At 57.5% G+C, this 26,478-nt stretch carries 27 protein-coding genes; 8 read left to right on the forward strand and 19 right to left on the reverse strand.

What is annotated here, in order from left to right; translation table 11 throughout:
* Positions 1 to 3: 3 nt before the first annotated feature.
* Both GOW48_RS10130 and GOW48_RS10135 read right to left on the reverse strand, forming a co-directional pair.
* Positions 4 to 810 carry an alpha/beta fold hydrolase gene (locus GOW48_RS10130; protein WP_331251786.1) on the reverse strand — a complete coding sequence of 269 codons (807 nt, stop codon included), beginning with the start codon at positions 808 to 810 and terminating at the stop codon, positions 4 to 6.
* Positions 807 to 1,409 (reverse strand): 2-hydroxychromene-2-carboxylate isomerase, encoded by a 603-nt coding sequence (locus GOW48_RS10135; protein WP_170353112.1) that lies wholly within the window; start codon positions 1,407 to 1,409, stop codon positions 807 to 809. Before GOW48_RS10135 ends, GOW48_RS10130 begins: the two co-directional genes overlap by 4 nt.
* A gap of 108 nt (positions 1,410 to 1,517) precedes the next feature.
* On the opposite strand from GOW48_RS10135, the gene GOW48_RS10140 reads away from it, so the two are divergent.
* A complete protein-coding gene (locus GOW48_RS10140; protein ID WP_170753405.1) occupies positions 1,518 to 2,537 on the forward strand; it encodes a ribose-phosphate pyrophosphokinase in 1,020 nt (339 codons plus the stop codon).
* Positions 2,538 to 2,594: 57 nt separating this feature from the next.
* Positions 2,595 to 3,044: a ribose 5-phosphate isomerase B gene (gene rpiB, locus GOW48_RS10145; protein WP_170352326.1), complete on the forward strand. Its 450-nt coding sequence runs from the start codon at positions 2,595 to 2,597 to the stop codon at positions 3,042 to 3,044.
* 16 nt (positions 3,045 to 3,060) lie between these two features.
* On the opposite strand, the gene GOW48_RS10150 is transcribed toward rpiB, so the two are convergent.
* From GOW48_RS10150 to GOW48_RS10180, 7 genes are all read right to left on the reverse strand, one after another.
* Complete coding sequence (locus tag GOW48_RS10150; RefSeq protein WP_170352325.1) at positions 3,061 to 3,411, reverse strand: H-type lectin domain-containing protein; 351 nt, start codon at positions 3,409 to 3,411, stop codon at positions 3,061 to 3,063.
* 118 nt (positions 3,412 to 3,529) lie between these two features.
* Positions 3,530 to 3,940, reverse strand: coding sequence for a F0F1 ATP synthase subunit epsilon (locus GOW48_RS10155; protein WP_170753407.1), 411 nt, complete (start codon positions 3,938 to 3,940; stop codon positions 3,530 to 3,532).
* Positions 3,941 to 3,952: 12 nt separating this feature from the next.
* Positions 3,953 to 5,377 carry a F0F1 ATP synthase subunit beta gene (gene atpD / locus GOW48_RS10160; protein WP_170352323.1) on the reverse strand — a complete coding sequence of 475 codons (1,425 nt, stop codon included), beginning with the start codon at positions 5,375 to 5,377 and terminating at the stop codon, positions 3,953 to 3,955.
* 20 nt (positions 5,378 to 5,397) lie between these two features.
* A complete protein-coding gene (locus tag GOW48_RS10165) occupies positions 5,398 to 6,276 on the reverse strand; it encodes a F0F1 ATP synthase subunit gamma (RefSeq protein WP_170753410.1) in 879 nt (292 codons plus the stop codon).
* Between the two features lie 15 nt (positions 6,277 to 6,291).
* Positions 6,292 to 7,830 (reverse strand): F0F1 ATP synthase subunit alpha, encoded by a 1,539-nt coding sequence (gene atpA / locus GOW48_RS10170; RefSeq protein WP_170753412.1) that lies wholly within the window; start codon positions 7,828 to 7,830, stop codon positions 6,292 to 6,294.
* Positions 7,831 to 8,391 carry a F0F1 ATP synthase subunit delta gene (locus GOW48_RS10175; RefSeq protein WP_170753414.1) on the reverse strand — a complete coding sequence of 187 codons (561 nt, stop codon included), beginning with the start codon at positions 8,389 to 8,391 and terminating at the stop codon, positions 7,831 to 7,833. It lies immediately after the preceding gene.
* A gap of 312 nt (positions 8,392 to 8,703) precedes the next feature.
* Entirely contained in the window at positions 8,704 to 9,438 is a 735-nt protein-coding gene (locus tag GOW48_RS10180) for a methyltransferase domain-containing protein (RefSeq protein ID WP_170352319.1), read from the reverse strand.
* A 62-nt stretch (positions 9,439 to 9,500) separates the two neighbouring features.
* On the opposite strand from GOW48_RS10180, the gene gloB reads away from it, so the two are divergent.
* Together gloB and clpA are read left to right on the forward strand one after the other, a co-directional pair.
* Positions 9,501 to 10,268 (forward strand): hydroxyacylglutathione hydrolase, encoded by a 768-nt coding sequence (gene gloB, locus GOW48_RS10185; RefSeq protein ID WP_170753416.1) that lies wholly within the window; start codon positions 9,501 to 9,503, stop codon positions 10,266 to 10,268.
* 175 nt (positions 10,269 to 10,443) lie between these two features.
* A complete protein-coding gene (gene clpA, locus GOW48_RS10190; RefSeq protein WP_170352317.1) occupies positions 10,444 to 12,768 on the forward strand; it encodes an ATP-dependent Clp protease ATP-binding subunit ClpA in 2,325 nt (774 codons plus the stop codon).
* Positions 12,769 to 12,819: 51 nt separating this feature from the next.
* Here the strand turns inward: clpA and GOW48_RS10195 are convergent, their stop codons facing one another.
* From GOW48_RS10195 to GOW48_RS10210, 4 genes are all read right to left on the reverse strand, one after another.
* The gene (locus GOW48_RS10195; protein ID WP_170753418.1) at positions 12,820 to 13,455 is read right to left on the reverse strand and encodes a BUD32 family EKC/KEOPS complex subunit; all 636 of its coding nucleotides are present in this window, start codon (positions 13,453 to 13,455) and stop codon (positions 12,820 to 12,822) included.
* 115 nt (positions 13,456 to 13,570) lie between these two features.
* Entirely contained in the window at positions 13,571 to 15,250 is a 1,680-nt protein-coding gene (locus GOW48_RS10200) for a peptidoglycan -binding protein (protein ID WP_170753420.1), read from the reverse strand.
* 3 nt (positions 15,251 to 15,253) lie between these two features.
* Positions 15,254 to 16,432, reverse strand: coding sequence for a biopolymer transporter ExbB (locus tag GOW48_RS10205; RefSeq protein ID WP_170352315.1), 1,179 nt, complete (start codon positions 16,430 to 16,432; stop codon positions 15,254 to 15,256).
* Between the two features lie 70 nt (positions 16,433 to 16,502).
* Complete coding sequence (locus tag GOW48_RS10210) at positions 16,503 to 17,033, reverse strand: gamma-glutamylcyclotransferase (protein ID WP_170753422.1); 531 nt, start codon at positions 17,031 to 17,033, stop codon at positions 16,503 to 16,505.
* A gap of 67 nt (positions 17,034 to 17,100) precedes the next feature.
* Between GOW48_RS10210 and GOW48_RS10215 the strand changes: the two genes are divergently transcribed.
* Together GOW48_RS10215 and GOW48_RS10220 are read left to right on the forward strand one after the other, a co-directional pair.
* Complete coding sequence (locus GOW48_RS10215; protein WP_170753424.1) at positions 17,101 to 18,102, forward strand: DUF2125 domain-containing protein; 1,002 nt, start codon at positions 17,101 to 17,103, stop codon at positions 18,100 to 18,102.
* A gap of 252 nt (positions 18,103 to 18,354) precedes the next feature.
* Complete coding sequence (locus GOW48_RS10220; RefSeq protein WP_170753426.1) at positions 18,355 to 18,975, forward strand: FkbM family methyltransferase; 621 nt, start codon at positions 18,355 to 18,357, stop codon at positions 18,973 to 18,975.
* A 6-nt stretch (positions 18,976 to 18,981) separates the two neighbouring features.
* Here GOW48_RS10220 and GOW48_RS10225 read toward each other — a convergent pair whose 3' ends face one another.
* The 4 genes from GOW48_RS10225 to GOW48_RS10240 all read right to left on the reverse strand — a co-directional run bounded on the left by GOW48_RS10225 (position 18,982) and on the right by GOW48_RS10240 (position 23,277).
* Complete coding sequence (locus GOW48_RS10225; protein ID WP_170753428.1) at positions 18,982 to 19,797, reverse strand: extensin-like domain-containing protein; 816 nt, start codon at positions 19,795 to 19,797, stop codon at positions 18,982 to 18,984.
* Positions 19,794 to 20,714, reverse strand: a complete 921-nt coding sequence (locus GOW48_RS10230) for a prephenate/arogenate dehydrogenase family protein (RefSeq protein ID WP_170753430.1) — start codon at positions 20,712 to 20,714, stop codon at positions 19,794 to 19,796. The genes GOW48_RS10225 and GOW48_RS10230 overlap by 4 nt, the downstream gene beginning before the upstream one ends.
* A complete protein-coding gene (hisC, locus tag GOW48_RS10235; RefSeq protein ID WP_170753432.1) occupies positions 20,711 to 21,796 on the reverse strand; it encodes a histidinol-phosphate transaminase in 1,086 nt (361 codons plus the stop codon). The genes GOW48_RS10230 and hisC overlap by 4 nt, the downstream gene beginning before the upstream one ends.
* 65 nt (positions 21,797 to 21,861) lie before the next feature.
* Positions 21,862 to 23,277, reverse strand: a complete 1,416-nt coding sequence (locus tag GOW48_RS10240) for an aminotransferase class V-fold PLP-dependent enzyme (RefSeq protein ID WP_170753434.1) — start codon at positions 23,275 to 23,277, stop codon at positions 21,862 to 21,864.
* 102 nt (positions 23,278 to 23,379) lie between these two features.
* Here GOW48_RS10240 and GOW48_RS10245 point away from each other — a divergent pair, with 102 nt between their 5' ends.
* Positions 23,380 to 23,841 (forward strand): Lrp/AsnC family transcriptional regulator, encoded by a 462-nt coding sequence (locus GOW48_RS10245; RefSeq protein ID WP_170352307.1) that lies wholly within the window; start codon positions 23,380 to 23,382, stop codon positions 23,839 to 23,841.
* A 294-nt stretch (positions 23,842 to 24,135) separates the two neighbouring features.
* Positions 24,136 to 25,029 (forward strand): hypothetical protein, encoded by an 894-nt coding sequence (locus GOW48_RS10250; protein WP_170753436.1) that lies wholly within the window; start codon positions 24,136 to 24,138, stop codon positions 25,027 to 25,029.
* 88 nt (positions 25,030 to 25,117) lie between these two features.
* Here the strand turns inward: GOW48_RS10250 and rpsD are convergent, their stop codons facing one another.
* Both rpsD and GOW48_RS10260 read right to left on the reverse strand, forming a co-directional pair.
* Positions 25,118 to 25,738: a 30S ribosomal protein S4 gene (gene rpsD / locus GOW48_RS10255; protein WP_170352305.1), complete on the reverse strand. Its 621-nt coding sequence runs from the start codon at positions 25,736 to 25,738 to the stop codon at positions 25,118 to 25,120.
* 219 nt (positions 25,739 to 25,957) lie between these two features.
* Positions 25,958 to 26,452 (reverse strand): hypothetical protein, encoded by a 495-nt coding sequence (locus tag GOW48_RS10260; RefSeq protein WP_170753438.1) that lies wholly within the window; start codon positions 26,450 to 26,452, stop codon positions 25,958 to 25,960.
* Positions 26,453 to 26,478 lie beyond the last annotated feature (26 nt).

The raw sequence follows: 26,478 nt of genomic DNA on the forward strand, positions 1-26,478 counted from the left end.
TTCCTAAGGCTGCCCATCCCAGAAATCCCGTATCACGCGCGCCATGTCTCGAGCATGCGTGATCGGGGCCATGTGCCCTGCCCCTTCAATGACACAGCCCGAGGCATTGGGCAGGCGTTGTTGCAGCCCTTCACAGATCGCGGGCATCGCGGGATGTGTACGTGACCCGTTGACCAACAGAATGGGCATATTTGCGCGGCTCATCATATCGGGGGCCAGCAAGCCCTTTTTATCCTCGAACAAATCATCTTTAACCGCAGGAACAAGATGCACACCGCGGGTCATTGCGGCACGGGTCCGTTCGGGTAGGTCCGGCCAGCGAGGACTGTCATCAGTGCTCCACATCCTGTTGAAAAGGCGCGCGGCCAGTTCCATATCACCGTCAGCTAAAGCCTTTGCATAAGGTTGCGCCTCTTGGTCATGCTGCGCCAGCAAATCAGGTGCGTCCTGCTTGGCAACGGCAAAGAATACCGGCTCGATCAGAACCGCACTGCGGACCAGATCTGGGTGTTCCATCGCCAGGCGCAGCGCGATCATCGCGCCAAAGGAATGACCGATGACATCCATCGGCTCTGTCAATTGCTCAACAGTCAGTTCGGTCAACAAATCGAACAGATCGCCCTGTTCGTTCCAATCGGGGCTCTTACCGTGTGAGGGCATATCGGGCGCGATAAATGTCGCGTCATCCCCCAACACGCCCACCAACCCTGCCCACGCCCCAGAGTGAGCAATCGTGCAATGCAGGGCCAGCACTTTGCGCTCGCCCTGCCCCAAGGTTCTGACGTGAACCGACGGCATCAGATCCTTCACCCTTTCATCTCGCTCAGGTGACGGTCCAGGTCCTCTAGCCGATCCTGTCCCCAGAACCGTTGACCATCCTCGGTGATATAGAACGGCGCCCCGAACGCGCCTTTGTCTACGGCCTCCTCAAGATTGGCGGCATAGGTATCGGCCCCGACCAGCAAGCCGCTATCGGCCAGAGAGGGATCGAACCCTGCGGAAGACAGGCATTCACGGATCACTTCGTCCTGCGCGACGTCTTTTTCTTCGGCCCAGCAGGCGCGAAGAATGGAATGAACCAGCTGTCCGACATCACCCGAGCCGTCCTTGGCGGCGGCTATCACAGCGTAAGAGGACGGTGCCATATTCGTGGGCCAATGAGCAGGTTTCAGGTTGAACTCCATCCCCAGATTCTTGGCTTGCCGCTGCAGTTCCTGCGCCCGGTATTCGATGCGCGAAATGTGCCGGTCCTTCGGTGGAGTTCCCCCGGTGCGTCCGAACAGCGCCATGATATCCAGCGGTTTGTAGTTGATCGTAGCGCCGTGCTTTGCCGCGACCTCCTCAAGCCGGGTTCCGGCCAAGTAGGTGAAGGGCGAAATTGTCGCAAAATAGTAGTCAATGGTGGCCATGTTCACTTTCTCCGCTGCGTTATCTTTGCGAGACGGTAAGGCCATGCTAAGCGGTGTCAACATCACGAATCTGTCACATTAGCCTTTGCTGCCCGGGGACCTCAGCCGATGCCGACACTCAACGAACCCAAGCTGATCGCTGGGAACGCCAATCTTCCGCTTGCCCAGACCATTGCCCGCCGCATGAGCCTGTATCGCGGCGTTGACCAGGGATTGGTTGACGCACGGGTCGAACGCTTTAACGACGGCGAGATTTTCGTCGAAGTGTTCGAGAATGTGCGCGGCGAGGATATGTTCATCGTCCAGCCCACCTCAAACCCAGCCAATGACAACCTGATGGAGCTGCTGATCATCGCCGACGCCCTGCGCCGTTCTTCCGCTCAGCGGATCACTGCCGTGATCCCCTATTTCGGCTACGCCCGTCAGGACCGTCGAACCAAGGCGCGGACGCCGATCTCGGCCAAACTGGTTGCCAACATGCTGACCGGCGCCGGGATCGAGCGGGTTCTGACCATGGACCTGCACGCCGCGCAGATTCAGGGGTTCTTTGATATCCCGGTGGACAACCTCTATGCCTCGCCGATCTTTGCGCTGGATGTGAAAAACCAGTTCAAGGACCAGATGGATGAGATCATGGTGGTCTCGCCCGATGTGGGCGGCGTGGCCCGCGCGCGCGAGTTGGCCAAACGGATCGAAGCGCCGCTGTCGATCGTCGACAAACGCCGCGAAAAGGCGGGTGAAGTGGCCGAAATGACTGTCATCGGCGACGTCAAAGACAAGATCTGCCTAATCGTGGACGACATGTGCGATACCGCCGGAACCCTTTGCAAGGCGGCGCAGGTGCTGCTGGACAACGGCGCGAAAGAAGTCCATTCCTACATCACCCACGGCGTCATGAGCGGCCCTGCAGTGGAACGTGTGACAAACTCAGTCATGAAGTCTCTGGTTCTGACCGACACGATCCAACCCACCAAAGAGGTCGCCAAAGCCAAGAATATCCGGATCGTGCCGACCGCGCCGATCTTTACACAGGCAATCCTGAACATCTGGAACGGCACCTCGGTATCGTCCTTGTTCGAGGACAAGACCCTGACCCCGATCTACGAATCCATGTACCACATGGACTGATTGACAAGGGTGGCGCGGCCACCCTTTTCGTACCAACCCAACAGGCAGGAGCGTCCCGTGACAGCCGCAAAACGTATTGTTCTTTCCAGCGACCATGCCGCCATCGATCTGCGTCAGGCCGTCGCCAAGCATGTCGCTGACCTCGGATGGGAGGTCGTGGACATCGGGCCGAAGACACCCGAGAGCACGCACTATCCAATCCACGGCAAAGCCGCAGCCGAGGCCGTCGCATCCGGCGATTGTCAGCTGGGCATTATTCTATGTGGCACCGGACAGGGCATCATGATGGCGGCAAACAAAGTGCCCGGCATACGCTGCGGCGTGTGTTCTGACGCATTCTCGGCCCGGATGATCCGTCAGCACAATGACGCCAACATGCTGTCCATCGGCGCGCGTGTTGTCGGTGAAGGGCAAGCGCTGGACATTGTCGCCGCGTTCCTTGGTGCCGAGTTCGAAGGTGGCCGTCACGCGACCCGCGTCGGAATGATCGAAGCATCAACTGACTGACCCTTGAACACGGGCATCAGGAGATGTCCCAATCATCCTCATGCGCAACCTCGCCGATCGCGGTCCACGTCACCCTAATCCGTGCGATTCGCGTGTCTGACCAAGTGCGGAACACTGCGTCAAATCCTTCGTTCGTAGTGTTTTCGGCCTTCACTTCGGCCCGCAACGCCGAGGTTGTGTCCACATCCCATAGGGATATACCGATCTGAACAACCGGCGCAGATCGGAACGGCTGGCGAAACGTCACAGCCGAGCGTCTCTCGCGCGTACCGTTGCCGGTCCACATGTCACCGCCGTTGGAAAATTCGGAAAACACCACGGTCTCGCCTTGGTCGATACCAATAGGATGGGTTCGAAACGTCTTCATTTTATTGTCTGTTCTTTATCAATTCCCGAAATCTAATTCGGCTTCATGATGAAATCACGACAAAAAAACGGCCCTACTGTCGCAGGGCCGTTTCTAATGATCCATTTGCAACAAGCCGTTACAGGCTCATATGCGTCCCAAGCGCTTCCATGTCGGCCAGCAGCTTGGCTGCATCGTCTACGATCGACTGATCGTCGCCAGACTTTGCGGCCTCGTGCGAAGCGCGGGCTTCCGCGATCAGGTCGTCCAGATGCGACCGGGTCACTTCGGCAACCGGGATAGCCTTTTCAGCCAGAACCGACAGGCCGTCGCCGTTGATCTGGGCAAACCCGCCGGTGACCAGGTATTCGCTGGCTCCTGCAGGTGCCTCAACCTTCAGCAGACCGGGGCGCAGCGTCGTGATGGTGGGGGCATGATCGGGCATCGCCGTCATGTCCCCATCCGCGCCGGGAAGCTGGACCGCGGTGGCCTCAAGCGAAGCAAGGCTCCGCTCGGGGCTGACGAGGTCGAATTGCATCGTGTTTGCCATCAGGGATACTCCTTAGGCGGCTTCTGCGGCCATCTTTTCCGCTTTGGCGATCACTTCGTCGATGCCGCCAACCATCAGGAAGGCCGCTTCGGGCAGGTGATCGTATTCGCCAGCGACAACAGCTTTGAACGACGCGATGGTCACGTCCAGAGGAACCTGAACGCCCGGCGAGCCGGTGAAAACCTGTGCAACGTCGAACGGCTGCGACATGAAGCGTTCGATCTTACGGGCACGGGCCACGGTCAGTTTGTCTTCTTCCGACAGTTCGTCCATGCCGAGGATGGCGATGATGTCCTGAAGCGACTTGTAGCGCTGGAGGATCTGCTGAACGTCGGTCGCAACCGCGTAGTGCTCTTCACCCACAATCGCGGGGTCCAGCAGACGCGAGGACGAGTCGAGCGGGTCAACAGCCGGGTAGATACCCTTTTCCGAGATCGCACGGTTCAGAACGGTGGTTGCGTCCAAGTGAGCAAACGATGTTGCCGGCGCGGGGTCGGTCAAGTCGTCCGCGGGAACGTAGATGGCCTGCACCGAGGTGATCGAGCCCGACTTGGTCGAGGTGATGCGTTCTTGCAGGGCGCCCATGTCGGTGGCCAGCGTCGGCTGGTAGCCCACCGCCGAAGGAATACGACCCAGCAGAGCCGAAACCTCGGAACCCGCCTGCGTAAAGCGGAAGATGTTGTCGACGAAGAACAGAACGTCGGTACCGGACTGGTCGCGGAACTGCTCGGCCAGTGTCAGGCCGGTCAGAGCAACACGCGCACGCGCTCCCGGAGGTTCGTTCATCTGACCGTAGACCAGGGCCACCTGCGATTCCGACAGGTTGTCTGGCTTGATGACGTTCGATTCGATCATTTCGTGATACAGGTCGTTGCCTTCACGGGTCCGTTCACCAACGCCCGCGAACACCGAGAAGCCCGAGTGCACTTTTGCGATGTTGTTGATCAGTTCCATGATCAGAACGGTTTTACCAACGCCGGCACCGCCGAACAGGCCGATCTTACCGCCTTTGGCGTAGGGGGCCAGCAGGTCCACAACCTTGATGCCGGTCACAAGGATTTCCGACTCGGTCGACTGTTCCGCGAACTCGGGCGCGGGCTGGTGGATCGCGCGGGCCTCGGTTGCTTCAACCGGGCCTTTTTCGTCGATCGGCTCGCCGACCACGTTCAGGATGCGGCCCAGGGTGGCGTTGCCAACCGGAACCGAGATCGGTGCGCCGGTGTCGGTCACAACCTCGCCGCGGACCAGACCTTCGGTCGCGTCCATCGCAATGGTGCGGACGGTGTTTTCGCCCAGGTGCTGAGCAACTTCCAACACCAGGCGCTTGCCGTTGTTGGTGGTTTCCAGCGCGTTCAGAATTTCAGGCAGTGCGTCATCGAACTGGACGTCGACGACGGCCCCGATGATCTGTGTGACTTTGCCTTTTGCATTCGCCATGTTTCGTCTCCGGTATGTCTCTACAGCGCTTCGGCGCCGGAAATAATTTCAATCAGCTCGTTGGTGATCACGGCCTGACGCGAGCGGTTGAACTGGATCGTCAGCTTGTCGATCATTTCACCCGCGTTGCGTGTCGCGTTGTCCATTGCGGACATCCGTGCACCCTGTTCAGACGCTCCGTTTTCGAGCAGAGCCGAGAAGATCGCGGTCGCAACCCCCTTGGGCAGCAGGTCGGCCAGAATGGCCTCTTCGCTGGGCTCATAGTCGAAAATGGCACCGCTGTCGTCACCTGCCGCGTCGTCTTCGAACGAGGCGGGAATGATTTGCTGTGCCGTCGGGATCTGGGTCACGACGTTGACGAACTTCGAGTAGAAGATCGTGGCAACATCGAACTCAGCCCCGTCAAAGCGGGACAGGATGTCCTTGGCGATGTCCTGCGCGTTGGCATAGCCAATGCGCTTGACCTCGCTCAGGTCGACATGTCCAACGAACGCATCGCCCAAATCGCGCTTGAGCGCGTCGCGGCCTTTCTTGCCGACGGTCAAAACCTTGACCGTCTTGCCTTTGCCGCGCAGCTCTTCCGCCTTTTGGCGGGCCAGCTTGGCGATGTTCGAGTTGAAGCCGCCGCACAGGCCGCGTTCAGCTGTCATCACGACCAGCAGATGCACATCCTCACTGCCCGTACCACGGAGCAGCTTGGGGGCGCTGTCGCTGCCCCCGACCGACGCCGCCAGCCCCGCCATCACGGCATTGAACCGCTCGGCATAGGGGCGCGAGGCTTCGGCAGATTCTTGGGCGCGGCGCAGTTTTGCAGCCGCGACCATCTGCATGGCCTTGGTGATCTTGCGGGTCGATTTGACCGACTCGATCCTGTTTTTAAGGTCCTTAAGATTTGGCATATGCCCGCCTCTCCCTTAAGCGAAGGTTGCGGCGTACTCGTCCAGCGCAGCCTTGATCTTGTCGGAAGCCTCGCCCTTGATCTTGGGATCTTCGTCTGTGATCCACTTAAGCAGGTCGGCGTGCTTGCCGCGCAGGTGCGCCAGCAGACCGGCCTCATAGCGGCCAACATCCGAGACGTTGATCTTGTCGAGGTAACCGTTGGTGCCCGCGAAGATGACACAGACGATTTCCGCGTTGGTCAGCGGCGAATACTGCGGCTGTTTCATCAGCTCGGTCAGGCGCGCGCCACGGTTCAGCAGCTGCTGGGTCGCGGCGTCGAGGTCCGAACCAAACTGCGCAAACGCAGCCATTTCGCGGTACTGAGCCAGTTCCAGTTTAACCGGACCAGCAACCGATTTCATCGCGTTGGTCTGAGCCGACGAGCCCACACGCGAAACCGACAGACCGGTGTTCACAGCAGGACGGATGCCCTGGTAGAACAATTCGGTTTCCAGGAAGATCTGACCGTCGGTGATCGAAATCACGTTGGTCGGAATAAAGGCCGAAACGTCACCACCTTGCGTTTCGATAACTGGCAGAGCGGTCAGCGAGCCAGCACCGAAGTCTTCGTTCAGCTTCGCCGAACGTTCCAGCAGGCGCGAGTGGAGGTAGAAAACGTCACCCGGATAGGCTTCACGTCCGGGCGGACGACGCAGCAGCAGGGACATCTGACGATAGGACACAGCCTGTTTCGACAGGTCATCATAGATGATCAGCGCATGACGGCCGTTGTCGCGGAAGTATTCGGCCATCGCGGTCGCCGAGTAAGGCGCCAGGAACTGCATCGGCGCCGGGTCGGACGCGGTTGCGGCCACAACGATCGAGTATTCAATCGCGCCGGATTCTTCCAGCTTCTTCACCAGCTGTGCAACGGTCGAACGCTTCTGACCAACAGCCACGTAGATGCAGTACAGTTTCTTCGACTCGTCGTCGCCTGCTGCGTCGTTGTAGACTTTCTGGTTCAGGATGGTGTCCAGAGCAACGGCGGTTTTACCGGTCTGACGGTCACCAATGATCAGCTCACGCTGGCCACGGCCGATCGGGATCATCGCGTCAACCGATTTCAGGCCGGTTGCCATCGGCTCGTGCACCGATTTACGCGGGATGATGCCGGGGGCTTTGACGTCTGCAACGCCACGCTTGGAAGCGTTGATGGGGCCTTTGCCGTCCAGCGGATTGCCCAGTCCGTCAACAACACGGCCCAGAAGTTCGTCACCGATCGGAACGTCCACGATCGAGTTGGTGCGCTTAACGGTGTCACCTTCTTTGATGTCACGGTCAGAACCGAAGATAACGACACCGACGTTGTCGCTTTCCAAGTTCAGGGCCATGCCCATGATGCCACCGGGGAATTCGACCATCTCACCGGCTTGCACATTGTCCAGGCCGTATACACGGGCAATCCCGTCACCGACGCTCAGCACGCGGCCGATTTCGGCCACTTCTGCTTCCTGACCAAAGTTCTTGATCTGGTCCTTCAGGATTGCAGAAATCTCTGCAGCTTGGATTCCCATTTATCCGACCTCTTTCATTGCATTCTGTAGGGAGTTCAGCTTCGAACGGATCGAGCTATCGATCATCTTCGAGCCCACTTTAACGACAAGACCGCCGATGAGGCTTTCATCAACGGTCGCATTTATTGTCACGGTCTTGCCCACACGCTCGGACAGCGTTTTGGACAGTTTTTCCAGTTGTGTCTTGGTCAGCGCCTTGGCCGAGGCGACATCGGCGGTCACTTCGCCACGCTCTTCGGCCAGCATGTCGCGCAGAACCTGCACCAGCTGCGGCACGACAAACAGGCGGCGTTTTTGCGCCATCAGACCCAGCGTATTACGCAGTATCGCGTTCAGGCCCATCTTGTCAGCGATTGCTGTAATGGCACCTTCCTGTTCGGCGCGCGAAACCAGAGGCGAAGCGATCAGGTTACGCAGTTCGGCGCTGTCGCCCAATGCTGCTGCCAGATCGTTAATTCCGGTCTCCAGACCTGCGAGGTCTTTATTCTCTTTCGCGATCTCGAAAATCGCAGTGGCATAGCGCTCGGCAATGCCTGTGGAAATCGAAGCTGGTTCGGACACGTCCACCCTTCCGATATTTGAGGCCCCGAATTCGCGTTGCGGCAGCTACCCCGGGGGCGTGAAGAAACCCCGGCCATACGGTCGGGGATCAAAATCACCGGGGATGTAGCAGAGCCGAACCCAGCTCGCAACATATTATCACGAGGGCAGCCTTATCCACAAAATGTTTGATTTCATGGAGTTACGCAGGGTGCGACCCTTTTGTCCGGTTGGAAGGGACTAAAAATGTTACGAAAGTGTAGGTTTTTGCGATTCCTGTGACCATTTTCCCGCATTTTCTTCGCGTGGCGGAGTTCCAAAAGTGGACAAAAGTTAGGCGGGCTTCAGCAAACCGTCCAACGCCTTGATCGGCCGACGTACAGGATCCTTTGTGACGCTGCCGCTTGGAGGCCGGATGTGTTTAGTTGCTTCGACCATCAAGACGCCTCCGGCCATGACCGTGGGAATCCGCTGACCCGTCTTTTCAATCAAACTGCCCGACTTGAGCCAAAATCGGCGGAATGACGGCGGCAGATACAATGCTGAACAATGGCTTTCCGGTTCAAAATGATGCGCCCGAAGCTGGTTTTCTAACTGCGTCGCTGAATAAGGGCGTCCAAAGCCAAACGGCGTCCGGTCCGTTCGCGACCACAACCCCGCGCGGTTGGGCACAATAAAGAACGCGCGCCCTCCGGGGCCCAGAACCCGCCAACATTCATTTAACAGCTCGCTCGGCCGTTGCGAGGTCTCAAGCCCGTGCATCACCACCAGCTTGTCCACATGCCCGGTCTCAATCGGCCACATCGTCTCTTCCGTCAGGACCGAGACATTGGGCATCCCTGCGGGCCACGGCATCACGCCTTGCGGTCCAGGCATCAGCCCGATCACCCGCCGGGCATCCGCCAGATAGGGACGCAGCAAGGGTACGGCAAAGCCAAACCCGGCGACCGTCTGGCCCTTGGCTTCGGGCCATTGCGCGATCAACCGACCCCGGATCGCCGCCTGCGCCGCACGCCCCAATGTGCTGCGGTAGTAGAAATTCCTAAGATCCTGCACATCAAGATGCATTGCGGACACCCGGTCAATCGGCTTAGCTTCGGCGCAGTCTAGCAACGAAAGGGCAAAAGGCCATGCCTCTTGAGATCGTCACCATCCCATGTCTCAGCGATAACTACGCTTTTCTGGCGCATGACGCCGCAAGCGGCAACACCGCATTGATCGACGCGCCAGAGGCTGCCCCCATTCTGGCCCAGCTGGACCAGCGCGGCTGGAAACTCAGCCACGTGTTACTGACACATCACCACTTTGACCATGTGGACGGGTTGCCCGGCATTCTGGAAAAGCATCCCGCCAAAGTCATAGGGGCCGCTGCGGACGCGCACCGCTTACCGCCATTGGATCAACAAGTCAGCGATGGCGATACGTTTGAGCTGGGCGGAGAGACGGTGCAAGTGCTGGATGTCTCGGGCCATACAGTTGGACACATCGCATTCTATATGCCGCAAAGCGCCGTTGTATTTACCGCCGACAGTTTGATGGCTTTGGGATGTGGTCGCCTGTTTGAAGGAACCGCCCCGCAGATGTGGGACTCATTATCCAAGCTGGCCGCTTTGCCCGACGATACTCTGGTTTGTTCGGGTCACGAATATACGCAATCCAACGCCAAATTCGCTCTGACCGTCGACCCAGACAATGCCGCGCTGCGCGAACGCGCAACGGATATCGACCGCACCCGTGCCGCTGGCGAACCTACGGTGCCGTCAAGTTTGGCGCTGGAAAAGGCCACAAATCCGTTTCTGCGCGCCGCTGATCCGGCGATTCAAGCGCATTTAGGGATGTCGGGCGCTGAACCCGCTGCGGTATTTGCAGAAATTCGGGCTAGAAAAGACAGGTTTTGATGCCTATTTCACCCGCTTCACGGCCACGGTCACAATAAATGTGACTGTCAAGTGAAAGAAAACCCTTGAAGCCGGGCCATGATCAACCAAACTCTAATAGTATGAGGACACGGTTGGGATGGGGATCCGGCCTAAAGCCCGCGCCCCTTCCGACCCAAGACAGAGGAGCACCCGCGTGCCTTCATTCTCGAGCACATTAGAACAAGCCATTCACGCGGCCCTTGCGGCTGCGAACGAACGGCGACACGAATTCGCCACGCTAGAGCATCTGCTGCTGGCGCTGCTGGAAGAACCGGACGCGATCCGAGTTATGAAAGCCTGCAGCGTCGATCTGGATGAGCTGCGCAGCACTCTGGTCGAATTCATCGACGAAGACCTGTCTAATCTGGTTACGGATATCGACGGGTCCGAGGCTGTGCCAACGGCCGCTTTCCAACGCGTGATCCAGCGCGCCGCCATCCACGTTCAAAGCTCGGGCCGGACCGAGGTCACGGGCGCAAACGTGCTGGTTGCGATCTTTGCTGAACGCGAAAGCAACGCGGCCTATTTCCTGCAAGAACAGGACATGACACGGTATGACGCGGTGAATTTCATCGCACATGGCGTCGCCAAAGACCCAGCTTACGGCGAAAGCCGATCGGTCTCGGGCGCGGATCAGGTCGAGGACGAAACGCAACCCTCTGCTGGCGAAGGTGAGCAGAAGGAAAGCGCACTTGGCAAATACTGCGTTGATCTGAACACCAAATCCCGTGCAGGGGATGTAGATCCGCTGATTGGTCGCGCGGATGAGGTTGAACGTTGCATTCAAGTGCTTTGCCGTCGCCGCAAGAATAACCCGCTGTTGGTGGGTGATCCGGGCGTGGGGAAAACCGCTATCGCCGAAGGTTTGGCCCATAAAATCGTCGTGGGCGAAGCGCCCGATGTGCTGTCCGAAACCACGATTTATTCGCTGGATATGGGCGCTTTGCTGGCGGGCACGCGTTATCGCGGTGATTTCGAGGAGCGACTGAAAGCAGTCGTAACCGAATTGGAAGAGCATCCCGATGCCGTGCTGTTCATCGACGAGATTCACACGGTCATCGGCGCAGGAGCCACTTCGGGCGGCGCAATGGATGCGTCGAACCTTCTGAAACCTGCCCTACAGGGCGGTAAACTGCGCACGATGGGTTCGACCACCTACAAAGAGTTCCGGCAGCATTTCGAAAAGGACCGCGCGCTTAGCCGCCGGTTCCAGAAGATCGACGTGAATGAGCCTTCGGTCGAGGACAGCGTGAAAATCCTGCGCGGCCTTAAACCGTATTTTGAAGAGCATCACGCGATCAAATACACTGCGGACGCGATCAAAACGGCGGTGGAACTGTCGGCGCGCTACATCAATGACCGCAAACTGCCTGACAAGGCTATCGACGTGATTGACGAGGCCGGTGCAGCTCAGCATTTGGTCGCGGAAAGCAAGCGTCGCAAAACCATCGGCGTGAAAGAGATTGAGGCCGTGGTCGCCAAGATCGCGCGCATCCCGCCCAAGAACGTCACCAAGGACGATGCCGAGGTTCTGAAAGACCTTGAGACCTCGCTGAAACGGGTGGTGTTCGGTCAGGACGATGCCATTGTCGCGCTGTCCAGCGCGATCAAACTGGCGCGCGCGGGCCTTCGTGAACCTGAAAAGCCCATCGGTAATTACTTGTTCGCAGGTCCGACCGGTGTGGGTAAAACCGAAGTGGCGAAACAGCTGGCAGATACGCTGGGTGTAGAACTGCTGCGTTTCGACATGTCTGAATACATGGAGAAACACGCCGTTTCTCGTCTGATCGGTGCGCCTCCGGGCTATGTCGGGTTCGATCAGGGCGGTCTTCTGACTGACGGGGTTGACCAGCATCCGCATTGCGTGCTGCTGCTGGATGAGATCGAGAAAGCGCATCCGGACGTCTTTAACATCCTGTTGCAGGTTATGGATCATGGTGAGCTGACGGACCACAACGGCCGCACGGTGAATTTCCGCAACGTTGTGCTGATCATGACCTCGAACGCTGGCGCTCAGGAGCAAGCCAAGGCCGCGATCGGCTTTGGACGCGACCGTCGCGAAGGCGAAGATACCGCTGCGATTGAACGGACCTTCACACCGGAATTCCGCAACCGTCTGGACGCGGTGATTTCGTTCGCGCCGCTGCCGAAAGAGGTCATCCTTCAAGTTGTCGAGAAATTCGTGCTGCAGCTTGAGGCACAGTTGATGGACCGCAATGTGACCTTTGACCTGACACCCAAGGCCGCCGAATGGTTGGCGGACAAAGGGTATGACGACAAGATGGGTGCGCGCCCGCTGGGCCGCGTCATTCAGGAACACATCAAGAAGCCTTTGGCCGAGGAGCTGCTATTTGGCAAGCTGGCCAAGGGCGGCGTGGTCCGCGTTTCGGTCAAGAAAGGCGATCTGAACCTGGAAATTCTGGGCCCCGATCAGCCCCGCATACCGGGCGACAAACCACCCTTGCTCACAGCTGACTGATCGATGAGAAAAGAAAAACCCGCCGAATACGGCGGGTTTTTCATTGCACCGTTATCTCGTTTGATCCCAGAGCGGAGCGAAATACGGCTTCGACCTCTTCCTGCGAGCCAAGCGATACGCTGACAAAAACGAACGGGCAAAACGTAAGCCTTCGCCGCCTTGAGAAAGGGCCGACAAAAGCGCGATGCCAATATCTCGGGCTTTTCTAATCGATCCGGCCTGGCTTGGATCGAAATATTCGAAGTCAATAAAGCGTATTCTGCGCCCGTCCCAGCACATGTCCCGAAATGCGGGGCGCCCATGCGCCAGATCCGCTGCATGCAAACGCGCGAGTGCTTGCCCGGCCGCAATGCAGGCTGCCAATTTCTCCACTTTGGCTACAAGCGGGTCGCCGCATAAGGCGCTCAAACTATGCCCTGCGTCTTCGACTACAAAATAGCTGTCACTTTCCAGAAGAACCGCCGGAACTGGAACTCCGCAACTGCGCAGGAAGCGATGCGATCGCCGGTCCCTATCAAAAGCTTGCCCGGGCAACCCCTTCACAACCCAAAGGTGTGGATCCGAACGCTCGATCCGTTTGAGCCAAACCGCGGCCCCGCAGCGCATTTCGCACCTTGTAACACGACGGTAAGGAGCACTTAGTGCGCTATCAACAATATAGCGAAGTTCCGAAACGCCTGCTTTCACGATCCCTACCCGTTCAACCTAGGGTACATAATATAGGGATGCGCGTGGCCTTTTCCATGCGACTACGCCGCTATTTTAGTGTAGGTGCAGACCGTCTCAAATCAGAGATACACAATCAGCGTTCGGTCAGTTTCAGCTCGATCCGGCGGTTCTGGGCGCGGGCTTCTGGCGTGTCCGCCGGGTTTACAGGCTGAAACTCACCAAACCCGTTGGCCGCCAGGCGGTTCGGTGGGATACCCAGCGCTTCGACCATGTACAGCACGACCGACAACGCGCGGCCCTGGCTAAGTTCCCAGTTATCGCGATAACGACCTGATCCTGCCAACGGGACGTTGTCGGTATGACCATCGACCCGGATAACCCAGTTCAGCCCTTCTGGGATCTCGGCTGCCACGGTCCGCAGGATGTTGGCAACCTTTGCGACCTCAAGCTGGCCTGCGGGGGACAGGACGGCCGAGCCGGTATCAAACAAAACCTCGGACGAAAACACAAAGCGGTCGCCTTCGATCCGAACACCCTCCTGATCCCCCAAAACATCCCGGAGTCGGCCGAAGAATTCCGAGCGATAGCGCTGCAAATCCTCAGCCTGAGCAGCCAGTTCTTCGTTCTGACCCGACAGCTTTTCGGCTTCGGCTTCCAACCGGACGCGCTCAGCCTCTTCCAGAAGGCGGCGGCGCCGCTCTTCCGAGGCCGCACGGGCAAGTGCAGCGTTCAGATCCTGCCCCAACGTCTGAATGCGGATGTCGGAGGCAGCGTTTCGCTCTTCGTAGTCGTCCAGCAAGGCTTGCAAACCGCCCAGCTGATTACGGAGGGCGGCCATCTGCTGATTCAGCAGCGCGGTTTGGCGCTGCGCTTTTGCGGAAACCGCCTGTTCTGCCGAGATCGCTTCGCGCGCGACGGCCAGCAGCGCAGCTCTTTCCTCTGCTAGCGTGCGCTGCTCCTGCGCCTCGGTCTGGGCCTGCGTGCGCGCAGCCAAGGCAGCTTCAAGCTGGGCTTGCAACTCCTCAGTATTCAACTCGCCGAACTGACGCTCCAACTCTGCTTTGGCAACTTGCGCCGCCGCAAGAAGGGTAAGCGTATCCTCGGCCTCTTTCCTTTGCGCCTCTAGCGCAAGCGTCATGGCCGTCAGTTCCGCATCCGCATCCTGAAGCCGGTTTCGCAGGTTTTCTGCCGCTGCTGCCTCGGCCAATCGGGCGATTTCTTCTGCGCTTAGCTGCTCTTCGAGCTCGGAAATCAATGCCTCTTGGGCCGTGCCGCTTTGTTCGAGATCAGCAACAAGTGCCTCAAGCGCCTCACGGCGCGCGGCCGCCAGACGCGCGGCCTCGGCCTGTGCGTCAATTTCCGAACGGCTTTGGGCAAGGGCAAGGTTCAACGCTTCTTGTTCGGTCAACAGGCTCTCACGTTCCGACTCCAGCGACGCGATGGCCCAGCGCGCGCGTTCCTGATCTGCAAGAAGCGCAGCGACCTGATCTTCAAAATTAGTGAGACGCAACTGAGCATCAACAAGTTCGCCTTCGACTTGGGACAAGGTCGAATTCAAAGCTCCCAACCGCGCCTCAAGCCGACTGTTCTCACGCTCTTCCAAACCCAGCGCGTTGGCCAACGCGGCAACCTCGCCAGACAAGGCAGACAGCTCATCTTCCTGACCCGAGATCGTTTCACGCAGAACGAATTGCACGACCATGAAAATGGTCAGGACAAAGGTCAGCACCATCAACAGCCCAGTGATCGCATCCACGAAGCCTGGCCAGACAGAGCCCTGAAACCGTTGACCTGTGCGGCGAGACAGGGCCATGGGTTATTCTCCGTCCGGAGTGGTGCGAACGGCGCCCCGTGGCAAGGTCAAAGCCTTGACCAACAGTTCAATATCTTTGCGCAGTTCGCTCATGCTTTCCTGGCGACCTGCCGAGATTTCTTCGAGAATACGAAGTAACTGAACATCCATGGACCGCAGGCGCATACGGCTTTCGGCGTCGATCCCGTCGCCAGTGCCTTGCTCGCGCATGTGGTCCAACAAGGCATCCTGTCCCAGAGCAACGCGTTCCAGCGCGGCTGTGACCCCTTCGGCCTCGGACTGGCGCATGTTCATTTCACCTATCGAACTGACCAGCTGATTCAGGTTGGCGGACACCGATGCGCGGTCGGCCTCTTGCGCTTCGAAAAGATCCTGCAACGCATTCATCTGTTCCGACATTGCATCCAGAACAGGGGTAAGAACCGCCAGTTCAGCCCCACCTTCATCACCAGAAGCGAACCCGACTCGGGTGATTGACGACAGCCACTCTTCCAACTCGCGGTAGAACCGGCTTTGCCCGTGACCTGCAAACAGTTCAAGCAGGCCGACGATCAACGATCCGGCCAAACCCAAAAGCGATGACCCAAAGGCCACGCCCATACCCTGCAGCTGCGCCTCGAGCCCGACCATAAGGCGGTTGAAGACAGCCAACCCTTCTTCCCCTTCTTGGGGGTTTAGGCTGCGGATCGTGTCAACGATGGCCGGAACAGTTGTCGCCAGACCAAAGAAAGTGCCAAGCAGACCCAGGTAAATCAGAACATTGGTGATGTAACGCGTGATCTCGCGTTCTTCTTCAACCCGTTCTGCTACCGAATCCAGAATGGACCGGGTCGAGCTAGAGCTGATCTGAGACCGCGCTCCACGTTCCCGCAGCAGCGACGCCAGAGGGGCCAAGAGCTGCGGGGTCCGAGCGTCTTCGCGTACAACGCCACCGACGAAGGCTTCGATCCAACGAACCGAGCCGATCAGCTGTGTCACCTGATAAAAACAGGCCAATACGCCGATGCCAAATACCAGCAGGATGAACCCGTTCAGGTAAGGGTTGGCGTAGAAAACAGGCAGAACATAGGGCAGAGCCATAAAAACTCCGCCACCCGCCAGTGCAATCGCAACCAACATCGTTACGATCTGACGAATGGGTTGCGAGAAATGCGGTCTCGCGCTTTGATGTGCCTGCGCCATGCGCGTGGTTCCCGGTCTTTAGCTGCTCTGAGGATAAATCTAGCGAAAATCCGCCGGTTACGCCAAGGGTTTATGCGGTAATGTCACGCACGCGTTGCGCCAACCACTCAAGATCGGAATCGCGCAGGCCAATCTCGGCCAGATGTTCGGCAGTGTTATAGAGGTATTCAGTGTTTGGCCCCCGACCACCAACGGCGTGTGCGATGATCTGGGCCTGCTCTTCCAAAGGCATTCCCCCGCAATACTGCACATGGTCTTTTTCGATCACGTAAGTGACCGCATTGACCGTGTTACCGGTTTCCAAATGCACATCCAGCATCTTTTCGACATAGGCGGAAGATATCAACTCGCGCTCTCGCAGCTCCTGTAAGGTGCGATCTTCGTGGCCCGGCTGGACCGCAAGAGCCAACCCTTTGCACTGTGCGTCGTCTTGTTCATCCAGCGCCAGAACAAGGCCCGGCTCATCCTCTGTACCGCGATGGTGAATCGAACTCATGCAAAATGAGCGTGCGTAGCCGATCAAAGTCGCGCGTTCACTGCGGGCCACAGGAAAGCCGGGATTCCACAACAGCGACCCATATCCGAAAACCCACATCGTCATAACTCTGGTCCTTGCCCGTTTGCGCCTATAAACATCAAATTTGAGGTGGGAAAAAGGGCCAACTGCCATGCGCGGGCTGATACGAGTCATCATTGTCATAACTGTGATCTGGAGCGCTTACTGGTTCGTCGCGGGCATCGGCTTGCGAAACGCGATCACGACCTGGTTCGACACGCAGCAAGAACAGGGCTGGCAAGCCGAGTTCGCTGAGGTCACAACAGCCGGATACCCGTTGAACCACGTAACACGCCTGAGCAGTCCCGCGCTTGCCGACCCGGTCAACGGCACCGCCTGGAGCGCCGATTGGATTCAGTTCCAAAGCCCCGCAATCTGGCCCGGCAGACAGGTTTTGCGTTTTGCCGACACGCCGCAACGGCTGTCCTATTTTGATCAGACATCGACCATTCAAGCCGCTGATATGCAAGCTGAGCTACAGCTTCAGCCCGGTGTTGCGCTGGTCCTGGAAAAGATGGCCCTGACAGCCGGAGCATGGTCAGTCGCCGACAATTCCGAGGCTCTGGCCGGAGGCGAAACCCTGGCGCTTGTAATGGAGCAGACTGAGACGCCCGAAACATACATGATCAGCGCTCGCATTGATGCCTTCATGCCCGGGGATGAGTTGCGCGCGCTAATGCGATCAGCCACCACACTGCCGCAGACCTTCGAAACGCTCGAGTTGGACATGCGTGCAACATTCGACAAACCCTGGGACCGGTCCGCGCTGGAACTGAGCAGGCCGCAACCCGTGAACATTGAACTCCGTCTGGCCGAGATGAAATGGGGCGCGCTGCGCTTGTTCGCTGTCGGAGAGTTGGACGTTGACCCCCAAGGCATCCCCACCGGCGAAATCGCGGTCAAGGCAGAAAACTGGCGCGATATGATTGCCATGGCCAATGCAGCAGGCGCCCTGCCCGATCAGGCGGTTGATCCGGTAACCCGTGCCTTAAACTTCATGGCGGGCCTAGGCGGCAACCCCGACGCACTGGACTTGCAGCTTAATTTCCGCGACGGCTTTGTCGCGCTCGGCCCCTTGCCAATCGGGCCTGCACCGCGTCTGATCCTACGCTAACAACTTCTGCTTTAAATCTGTCCAAGGGGCATCGAATATGGGTCTGAAAACCGCGTTGTCCAACAAACTGTCCCGCTGGGCGCTGAAAAGGTTCGACACGCCATCTTGCGCGATCTCTGGAAAGACGATGTCTTTTTTTTTCGCCAGATGCAGGATCACTGCCTGATCTACTACCCACATGACGTCATAGGAGGACAGATCACCTAAGGCGGTGAATACGGCCGTGGGGTTCTAAGTGCGCTTTCAAACTACTTGAAACAGGAAGGCGCTGCGCTGAGCGCTGGTGCGGTTCTGGAAATTGGCGCAAATATCGGAACGCATACTGTCTATTTCTTCCGTGACCTTGAATGCACGCACGTCATTGCGTTGGAGCCTGATCCACAAAACTATGACCTGCTGACGCGGAACGTAAAACTCTACAATCTGGGCGCCCGCGTCACGCACCTCCAATTGGGTGCATCCAGCACCTCTGGCCGATTGCCTTTTGTTTCGAACGGAATGAATAGGGGCGGATCAAGGATTGGCGATCACTCCGATGAAGCGATAGTAGTTGATATCACCACGGTTGACCGCTTGTTTGAACAGTACAGTGAGCCTTTCAAAGATCTTTCCTTGATATGGATTGATGTCGAAGGGCACGAGCTTGAAGTGCTGGAAGGGGCATTGAAGACGCTACAAACCTGTCGCCCGACAGTGTTCCTCGAATATACCCCTTCAGAGTCGTCTGCTCACAATAAAAAACTGCGTGACCTTCTGTTCGATCACTATGAACACGTCATCGATTTTGGCCGCCAACCTACACCACTAACGGCGCAATCGTTCGACGCAATACAGGGCCAGACGGACCTTCTGGCGTTCGACAAAAGAAAATAAGCTCGGTCAGCGGCAGTAAGGCCCACGCCGGTGCCGGGCCGTGTCCAGATGGAAATGGTCGCGGTGGTACCGATCCGAATTCGGACCAAGCACTGTTCCAAACGGCCCACACGCGTTGCGCCAGATCTTGGTCAATTGCTTTTTTGAAGGGTTCTTGCGCCATCCGTTCAAAACCGTCACCACCTCACCATCGGCCATCTTGAAACCTGAGATATCAATCGCGCGCCCCTTGCCGTGTTCCGAGATTTTTGCACCCGTGCGATTGTTCCGCGTCCGGCAAGCGTAGTGCGCGGCAACTTGCAGCTCGACCACGGGTCCGCGGCGCCGGAACGTCGGCTTGACGGATTTGTCCACCCATTCATTCAAAGCGATTGCCGTGCCGCAATCCATCGTAGAAGGTCTGCTAAGCGCAACCCCCGATACCGACGTGACTTGCACGGCATCCTTGATCCCACAGGCTTTGATCCTACCCGGAACCTTGCCAACGGCCTTGCCCTGAATCGCAATATCACCACAGACCGAGCCTTTGCGCAGCTTGCGCTTTTTGAACAACGCCTGTTGTTCGACCGCCTTGGGCCGCTTGTAAGGCATCAACGATGTATCCGGTCCAAGCGACGGCAAATCCAGTGGTCGCGCAGCGGTAGCGATAACCTGAGCGGATTCCGGACGCATGGCAGGGCGCAATCTGGTCGGCTGCGCATAGGCTAAAACAATACTTTCTGCAGGGCGCGAAAGGGGGACCAGGGACTGATCCAAAGGCGCCGCAGAAGCCTTCGTGGCGCTGAGCGCAAGCAATCCGATCCACAATACCTTAAGCGTCATGAGGTTGTCTTTCCTCGCCCAAAGTCCGGCGCATCAGTATCCTGGCCAGCGTCGATAATCCCACGACGGATCGCCCGAGTGCGGGTGAAATAGTCGAAAAGCTGCTCTCCATCGCCGGTTCGGATGGCGCGTTGCAGGGCGAATAACTCCTCGGTAAAACGTCCAAGGATTTCCAGCGTCGCGTCTTTATTGGTTAGAAAAACGTCGCGCCACATGGTCGGATCCGAGGCCGCGATGCGCGTGAAATCCCGAAAACCTGCGGCCGAGTACTTAATGACCTCGCTATCCGTCACCCGACGCAGATCATCGGCCACACCAACCATAGTATAAGCGATCAGGTGCGGCGCATGAGACGTCACCGCCAACACCAAATCGTGGTGATCGGCATCCATCTCATCGACATTGGCGCCCATGCCCTCCCACAAGGCGCGCAACCGCGCCACAGCGTCAGGGTCAGACCCCTTGACCGGCACCAGCAGGTTCCAACGATTGTCGAACAGTTCAGCAAAACCGGATTCGGGCCCGGAATGCTCGGTCCCGGCCAACGGGTGGGCAGGAATGAAATGCACGCCATCAGGAATATGGGGCGATACCGCCTCGATCACATGTCGTTTCACCGAGCCTACATCCGACACGGTCGCCCCCGGCTTCAGAACAGGCACGATGTCTGCAGCAACTGCCCCCATCGCACCAACCGGCACACAAAGAACGACAAGATCGGCGCCCTTGGCCGCCTCTTGCGCTGAATCGCAAACCCGATCGCACAGGCCTATCTTCCGCGCGATTTCGCGCGTCTCGGCAGACCGCGCATACCCCGTCACTTCGCCAGCAAGCCCGGCGCGTTTGATCGCCCAGAACATGGATGAAGCAATCAGGCCCAACCCGATCAAGGCAACACGATCGTAAACCTGGCTCATGCTGCGCCCTCTTTGAATGCGGTGATAGCTTCAACGACCCGGCGACACGCGTCTTCATCGCCGACTGTGATGCGCAGCGCATTTGGCAAGTTGTATCCCGCCACACGCCGCACGATCAAACCTTGGGTTTTCAGATAGTCATCGCAAGCCTCAGCCTCGGCCTGATCGGTGAACCGGGCGAGGATGAAATTGGTGCAGGACGCATCCGAAGGCACGCCGATCTTGGCCAGTTCGTCGGACAACCACACCCGCAGGCGCGCGTTTTCGGCCTGACAGTGAGACAGGAACTCTTCGTCCTTAACCGCAGCTTCGGCCGCCGCCAAAGCGGTCAGTGATAAGTTAAACGGCTGCCGCACTCGGTTGAGCACATCAATGATCGACTGCGCGGCATAGCCCCAGCCGACGCGCATCCCACCCAGACCGTACACTTTCGAGAACGTCCGAGTCATGATCACATTGTCGAACCGATCCACGATGGACGCCCCGCCATCAAAATCATCGACGAACTCGGCATAGGCCCCGTCGATCACCATCAGGCAACTGTCGGGCAGAGCCTCGGCCAGCCGCACAAGCTCACTTTCAGGGATCATGGTCGAGGTCGGGTTGCCCGGATTGGTTACGAACACGATCCGTGTCTGACCGGTCACGGCAGCAAGGATGTTGTCAACGTCGACGTGGCGATCCTTTTCGGGAACCATCACAGGTGTCGCGCCAGCCATCCGCGCGATGATCGGATACATGGAAAACCCGTGCTCGGTATAGATGACCTCATCCCCCGGCCCGGCATAGGCTTGGGCGACGAATTGCAGCACCTCGTCGCTACCCACACCGCAGATGATCCGTGCCGGGTCCAGCCCGTGGCGCGCACCGATTGCGTCGCGCAGAGGAGCGTGGTCCGTACTGGGATAGCGATGCAGGGTGGCAGCACTGTCGCGCACGGCTTCGATCGCCTTAGGACTTGGACCAAAGGGGTTTTCGTTGGAACTAAGCTTGATCACATGCGCAACCCCCGCCACATGCGACTGACCGCCCTGATAAAGCGCGATGTCCATAATGCCGGGTTGCGGGGTAATCTTGGTCATAAGAGGCTCCGTTGATTGGAGCCCCTCATACCTGTCTCAACGCGTTGAGAAAAGCGGCAATTCCGTCACGCCGCTTTGAAGCGGGCCGTCGCCGGGTCGGCGCTGTAGAACGGGGCAAACTCTGACGTGCGCCGCGACAGATCATTGACGCTGTCGATGATGAAGCGAACCGTATCCTCGCTCATCAAATACGAGAAATTCAGACGTACCCAGCCGGGCTTTTTCAGCTCTTCCCCAGCGGACAGCGCCGCGTGTAGTTCATCCGATGCCGACTGGTCAATTCCCAAAAGACGGTGCGCATACGGTCCAGCACACGCGCAGCCACCACGCGCTTGTATTCCATAGATATCACTCAACATCCGCGTGAAAAGTTGCTGGTGTACCGGATTCCCCGCGTTATCTCGCACCAGGAAAGAATAGATAGGCAACCGGTGCGCGTCTTCGGAACCCAGAAGCGTCAGGTTAGGATTATTCCCCCAACCTGCGATCGCCATACGGTTATAGCGCGCCTCGCGCTCGGCGATCTCATCTTCTCCAACCGCGTCCTTGACGATAAAGGCCAAAGCCGCGCGGATATCACCAATGACGTTCGGCGTTCCGGCCTCCTCTCGCGTTGCAAGATCGGTGCTGTAGTCATGCCGCCATGGCGAGACAAAGCTGACAGTCCCACCGCCCGGCCAACTTGGACTGCGGCGCGTCACCATATTCTGGTTAACAACCAACACACCCGAGGCCCCCGGCCCGCCCGGAAACTTGTGCGGAGAGACCACAATTGCATCCTTGCACGTATCGCCCTGCCCCATGCTCATCGGCAGATAGGGTCCGCCTCCGGCGTAGTCCCATACGGCAAGCGCGCCATGCGCTTTGAGAATCCGTGTCACCGGATCAGGGTCGGTGATAATGCCTGTTACATTGGAGGCGGCCGAAAACGACCCGATGATCAGATCCGACGCGGCATGGTCGTACAGAATACGTTCTAGCACTTCCAGATCGACACCACCGCCCGGCGCTTCGGGAATTTCAATCACCCGCGCCTTGCTTTCGCGCCATGGCAGGATGTTCGAGTGATGCTCGTACGGCCCCAACAACACAACCGGCCGGTCTGCCTCGTTCACTCCCATCAGGCTGACCAGCCGGTTGAGGCCCGCGGTGGCGCCGGATCCGGTAAAGATCACCGCATCCTCTTCCTTGGCGCCAACGACACGGGCAATCTCGGCCCGCGCCTCGCGGCGCAGGCGGGTCATGTAAGACCCACAATAGGAGGCTTCGGTGTGACTGTTGGCATAAAACGGCAACACATGCCCGGCCACAAAATCCTCGACTTGCCGCAATGCGCGGCCCGACGCGACATAGTCCGCATACACAAGCGGCACGTCCCCGTTCAGACCCGGGATCATAACGTTCTCTCCAATCAATCCGCCTCGCAGGGTCGAGATGCATTTGGCGGATTGGATGGTCGAGCGGAAATGGGACAGGGTCATAGATCAGGCTCCTTGTTGTGCCATCAATATGATTGGTATTTGATCAATAAACTTCACAAATTTTTGGATTTATTCATCTAATATTGTGTCATATGATTAATAATGATGAAGAATTTAGATCAGATTGATCAAGGCATTCTACGCGAACTACAGAAAGATGCCACGCTGTCCCAGCGAGAGCTGGCCGATCGCGTCGGACTGTCCCAAAACGCGTGTTGGCGGCGCTTGAAAGCGTTGAACGAAAGCGGTGTCATCATTGGCTCGACAGCACGGATCGCCCGAGAAAAACTGGGCCTAAGCCTTGTGGTGTTTGTTATGTTGCGCACCCGGCATCATTCAGCAGACTGGCTGCAAGCATTTCGCAGTCACGTACTTACAATTCCGGAAGTTGTAGATTTTCATCGTATTGGAGGGGACTACGACTATCAGCTGAAAGTCGTAACCCAAGACATGGCGTCCTACGACAAGGTTTATCAGCGCCTGATCGAAAAGGTCGAGCTGGACAGTGTCACGTCCTATTTCGCTATGGAAGCGATTGCCGAGGGACGGCCGTTACCGATCTAGGGCCGCAGACTATTCGCTTTAAAAAAGCAACTTTCGCGGCAGATTCGACGCATTAAAAGCAGTCAAATTAGGTAAAAAACTCATTTTCTTGAGAATGTCACAAACTCGTGTATGATACTGGTGTTTCAGGACCAAAAGATAAAAGCGAGAATTCGCACTGGGAATTGGGGGCGATTTCCTAAAGGCTAGAACCTCTTGGGCGTATGCCGCGCGTGGGTGGACATTAAGGCTGTTTGCCTTTTTGTCCTTTAGCTTCTGCGTGTGGTTTTGTTTTGGTTAAATGTGGAGGGGGCCATGCCCAAGAATAGTAACCCTAATTCTATGGCGACGATCACGTCGTCCACCAAGACTCGGACAATCGACTTTGAAAGTGATGACGACGGCCTGTTGCTGGCTGGTGATACCGGAGATCAATTTGTTTTTGCCGATTTCACAGTAACGGGTGTTTCAAACTCTCCGTCAGGGATTTCAAACGAAGCCATGATTTTTGACAGCGCCAATCCAACTGGTGGCGACACTGACTTGGCGACAGTCTCTCAGGGGAATCTTTTGATCGTTTCCGAAGACGGGGATTCCTCGGATCCTGACGACGAAGCAGGCGGCGGAACGCTGACGTTTGACTTCAACACACCAGTGAACCTGACCAGTATCGCATTGGTCGATGCGTTCGAAGGTGGTGCGCAATTCGAAGCCTTTGATAGCGAGGGGAACTCGCTTGGGGTCATCGTCATTGCGGCCGAAGGCGACGGCTCTGACGGTAAAGTCGGCACTGTTGATCTTAGCCAATTCGAAGATGTATCGCAGCTTGTGGTCACTTTTGACGAAAGCGGTGCCGTCGACGACCTGATGTATGAGATCGAACAGTGTATTACTGTCGACAAGGACATCTCTAACATTGTCCTTTACCTCGATTGCGAGGGCGACGTCATCAAGTTCAAGATCGACGATTTTGGCGATGGTGTTAACGAAATTACTGTCGCAGAGCTGGAGCAATATCTCGACAAGACCGACTTTGGTGATTGCGACATACTCGGCCTTACAATCAAAGCGGGTAACAACGGCGGCGAGTTCGGGCCAGGTGAAGGTGAATACATCGACGTAATTACCGATGACACTTTTGACACCGGCACTTCTGCCAAGGCAGACGTCGAAGTATCCGCTGCCGATTTCTTCATGCACATCGTTTGATAGCGGACACGTTCTGAACAAGAATTGTGTAGGAAACAAAAAAGGCCGCGGAGATCGCGGCCTTTTTTATTAACTGTATCGGCGAGGATTAGTTCTTCGCGTAGAATTCGACGACCAGGTTCGGTTCCATCATGACCGGGTAAGGTACATCGCTCAGACCCGGGGCGCGCACGAAGGTCGCGGTCATTTTCGAATGGTCGGCGTCGATGTAGTCGGGAACATCACGCTCGGCCAGTGCAACAGCTTCCAGAACAACAGCCAGTTGTTTGGACTTGTCGCGCACTTCGATAACGTCGCCTTCTTTGACGCGGTAGCTGGGGATGTTGACCCGCTTGCCGTTCACTTTGACATGGCCGTGGTTCACGAACTGACGTGCGGCAAACACGGTCGGCACGAATTTGGCGCGGTATACAACGGCGTCCAAACGACGCTCGAGCAGGCCGATCAGGTTTTCACCGGTGTCGCCCTTAACACGCTCGGCTTCGGCGTAGATGCGGCGGAACTGCTTTTCGGTCAGGTCGCCGTAGTAGCCCTTCAGTTTCTGCTTGGCGCGCAGCTGCAGACCGAAGTCCGACAATTTGCCCTTCCGGCGTTGGCCGTGCTGGCCGGGGCCGTATTCACGACGGTTAACCGGGGATTTCGGACGACCCCAGATGTTTTCGCCCATCCGGCGGTCGATTTTGTGCTTGGCAGACGTGCGTTTCGTCACGGCTGATCTCCTTCTTTGTGGTCGAAGGCGTTCCCCCGCCAAGGGAGCAGACGCCTACTATGAAGGGCGTTGTCCTCTTGAGGTTTCCCCCATGACAGGCATCCCCTTGCGGGGGCCACCAACACCAATGAAGCCGCGCTTATATCCCCAGCTCAGGCAGAGTCAACACGTGGAGCATGAGAAGATGTGATTTTTCGGACGCAAAAACTGCGATGTCGCTCAGTCCATTGCCTGAGCAGCATTCACCGCTGGCAAACGCGGGACTGGGTGAATGTCAGAAGCCATGCTGGGTCGCGTCGGAAATGCAATAACGGTATCCGCTGTACCCGTGGCATGATCATTGGCAACTCTGATCTCGATCACCTCGTCGACCCAGAATTCTTGTTCACGCATAGGCAATCCATTTTCGAACACAAGAACCGGATCGCCGAGGGTGCCGACGCTGTGCAATAAAGCTGAATACTGTTGCGCACCATTTGTCAGAACAATTACGCCTAACGCGTCACCATCCAGCTCTTGTTCAGAGATAAAGTGATCCGGCAGCCGAGCACGCAAGCCCTTCGCGGTGTCTGTGAACTCTTCAACGCAGAGAATATGTCCCCGCCACGACCACACTGCCCCTACAGCCATGAACGACAATGGCGCCCCTTCAAGACCATCCAATTCTGTTTGCGCCCACGAAATGGCCACACGACCGCTTTGTCCGGTTCTCATCTTTACCGCCTGCACTTAGAAACAAA

Source organism: Ruegeria lacuscaerulensis, assembly GCF_013033355.1.
GTDB classification, from domain to species: Bacteria; Pseudomonadota; Alphaproteobacteria; order Rhodobacterales; family Rhodobacteraceae; genus Ruegeria; species Ruegeria lacuscaerulensis_A.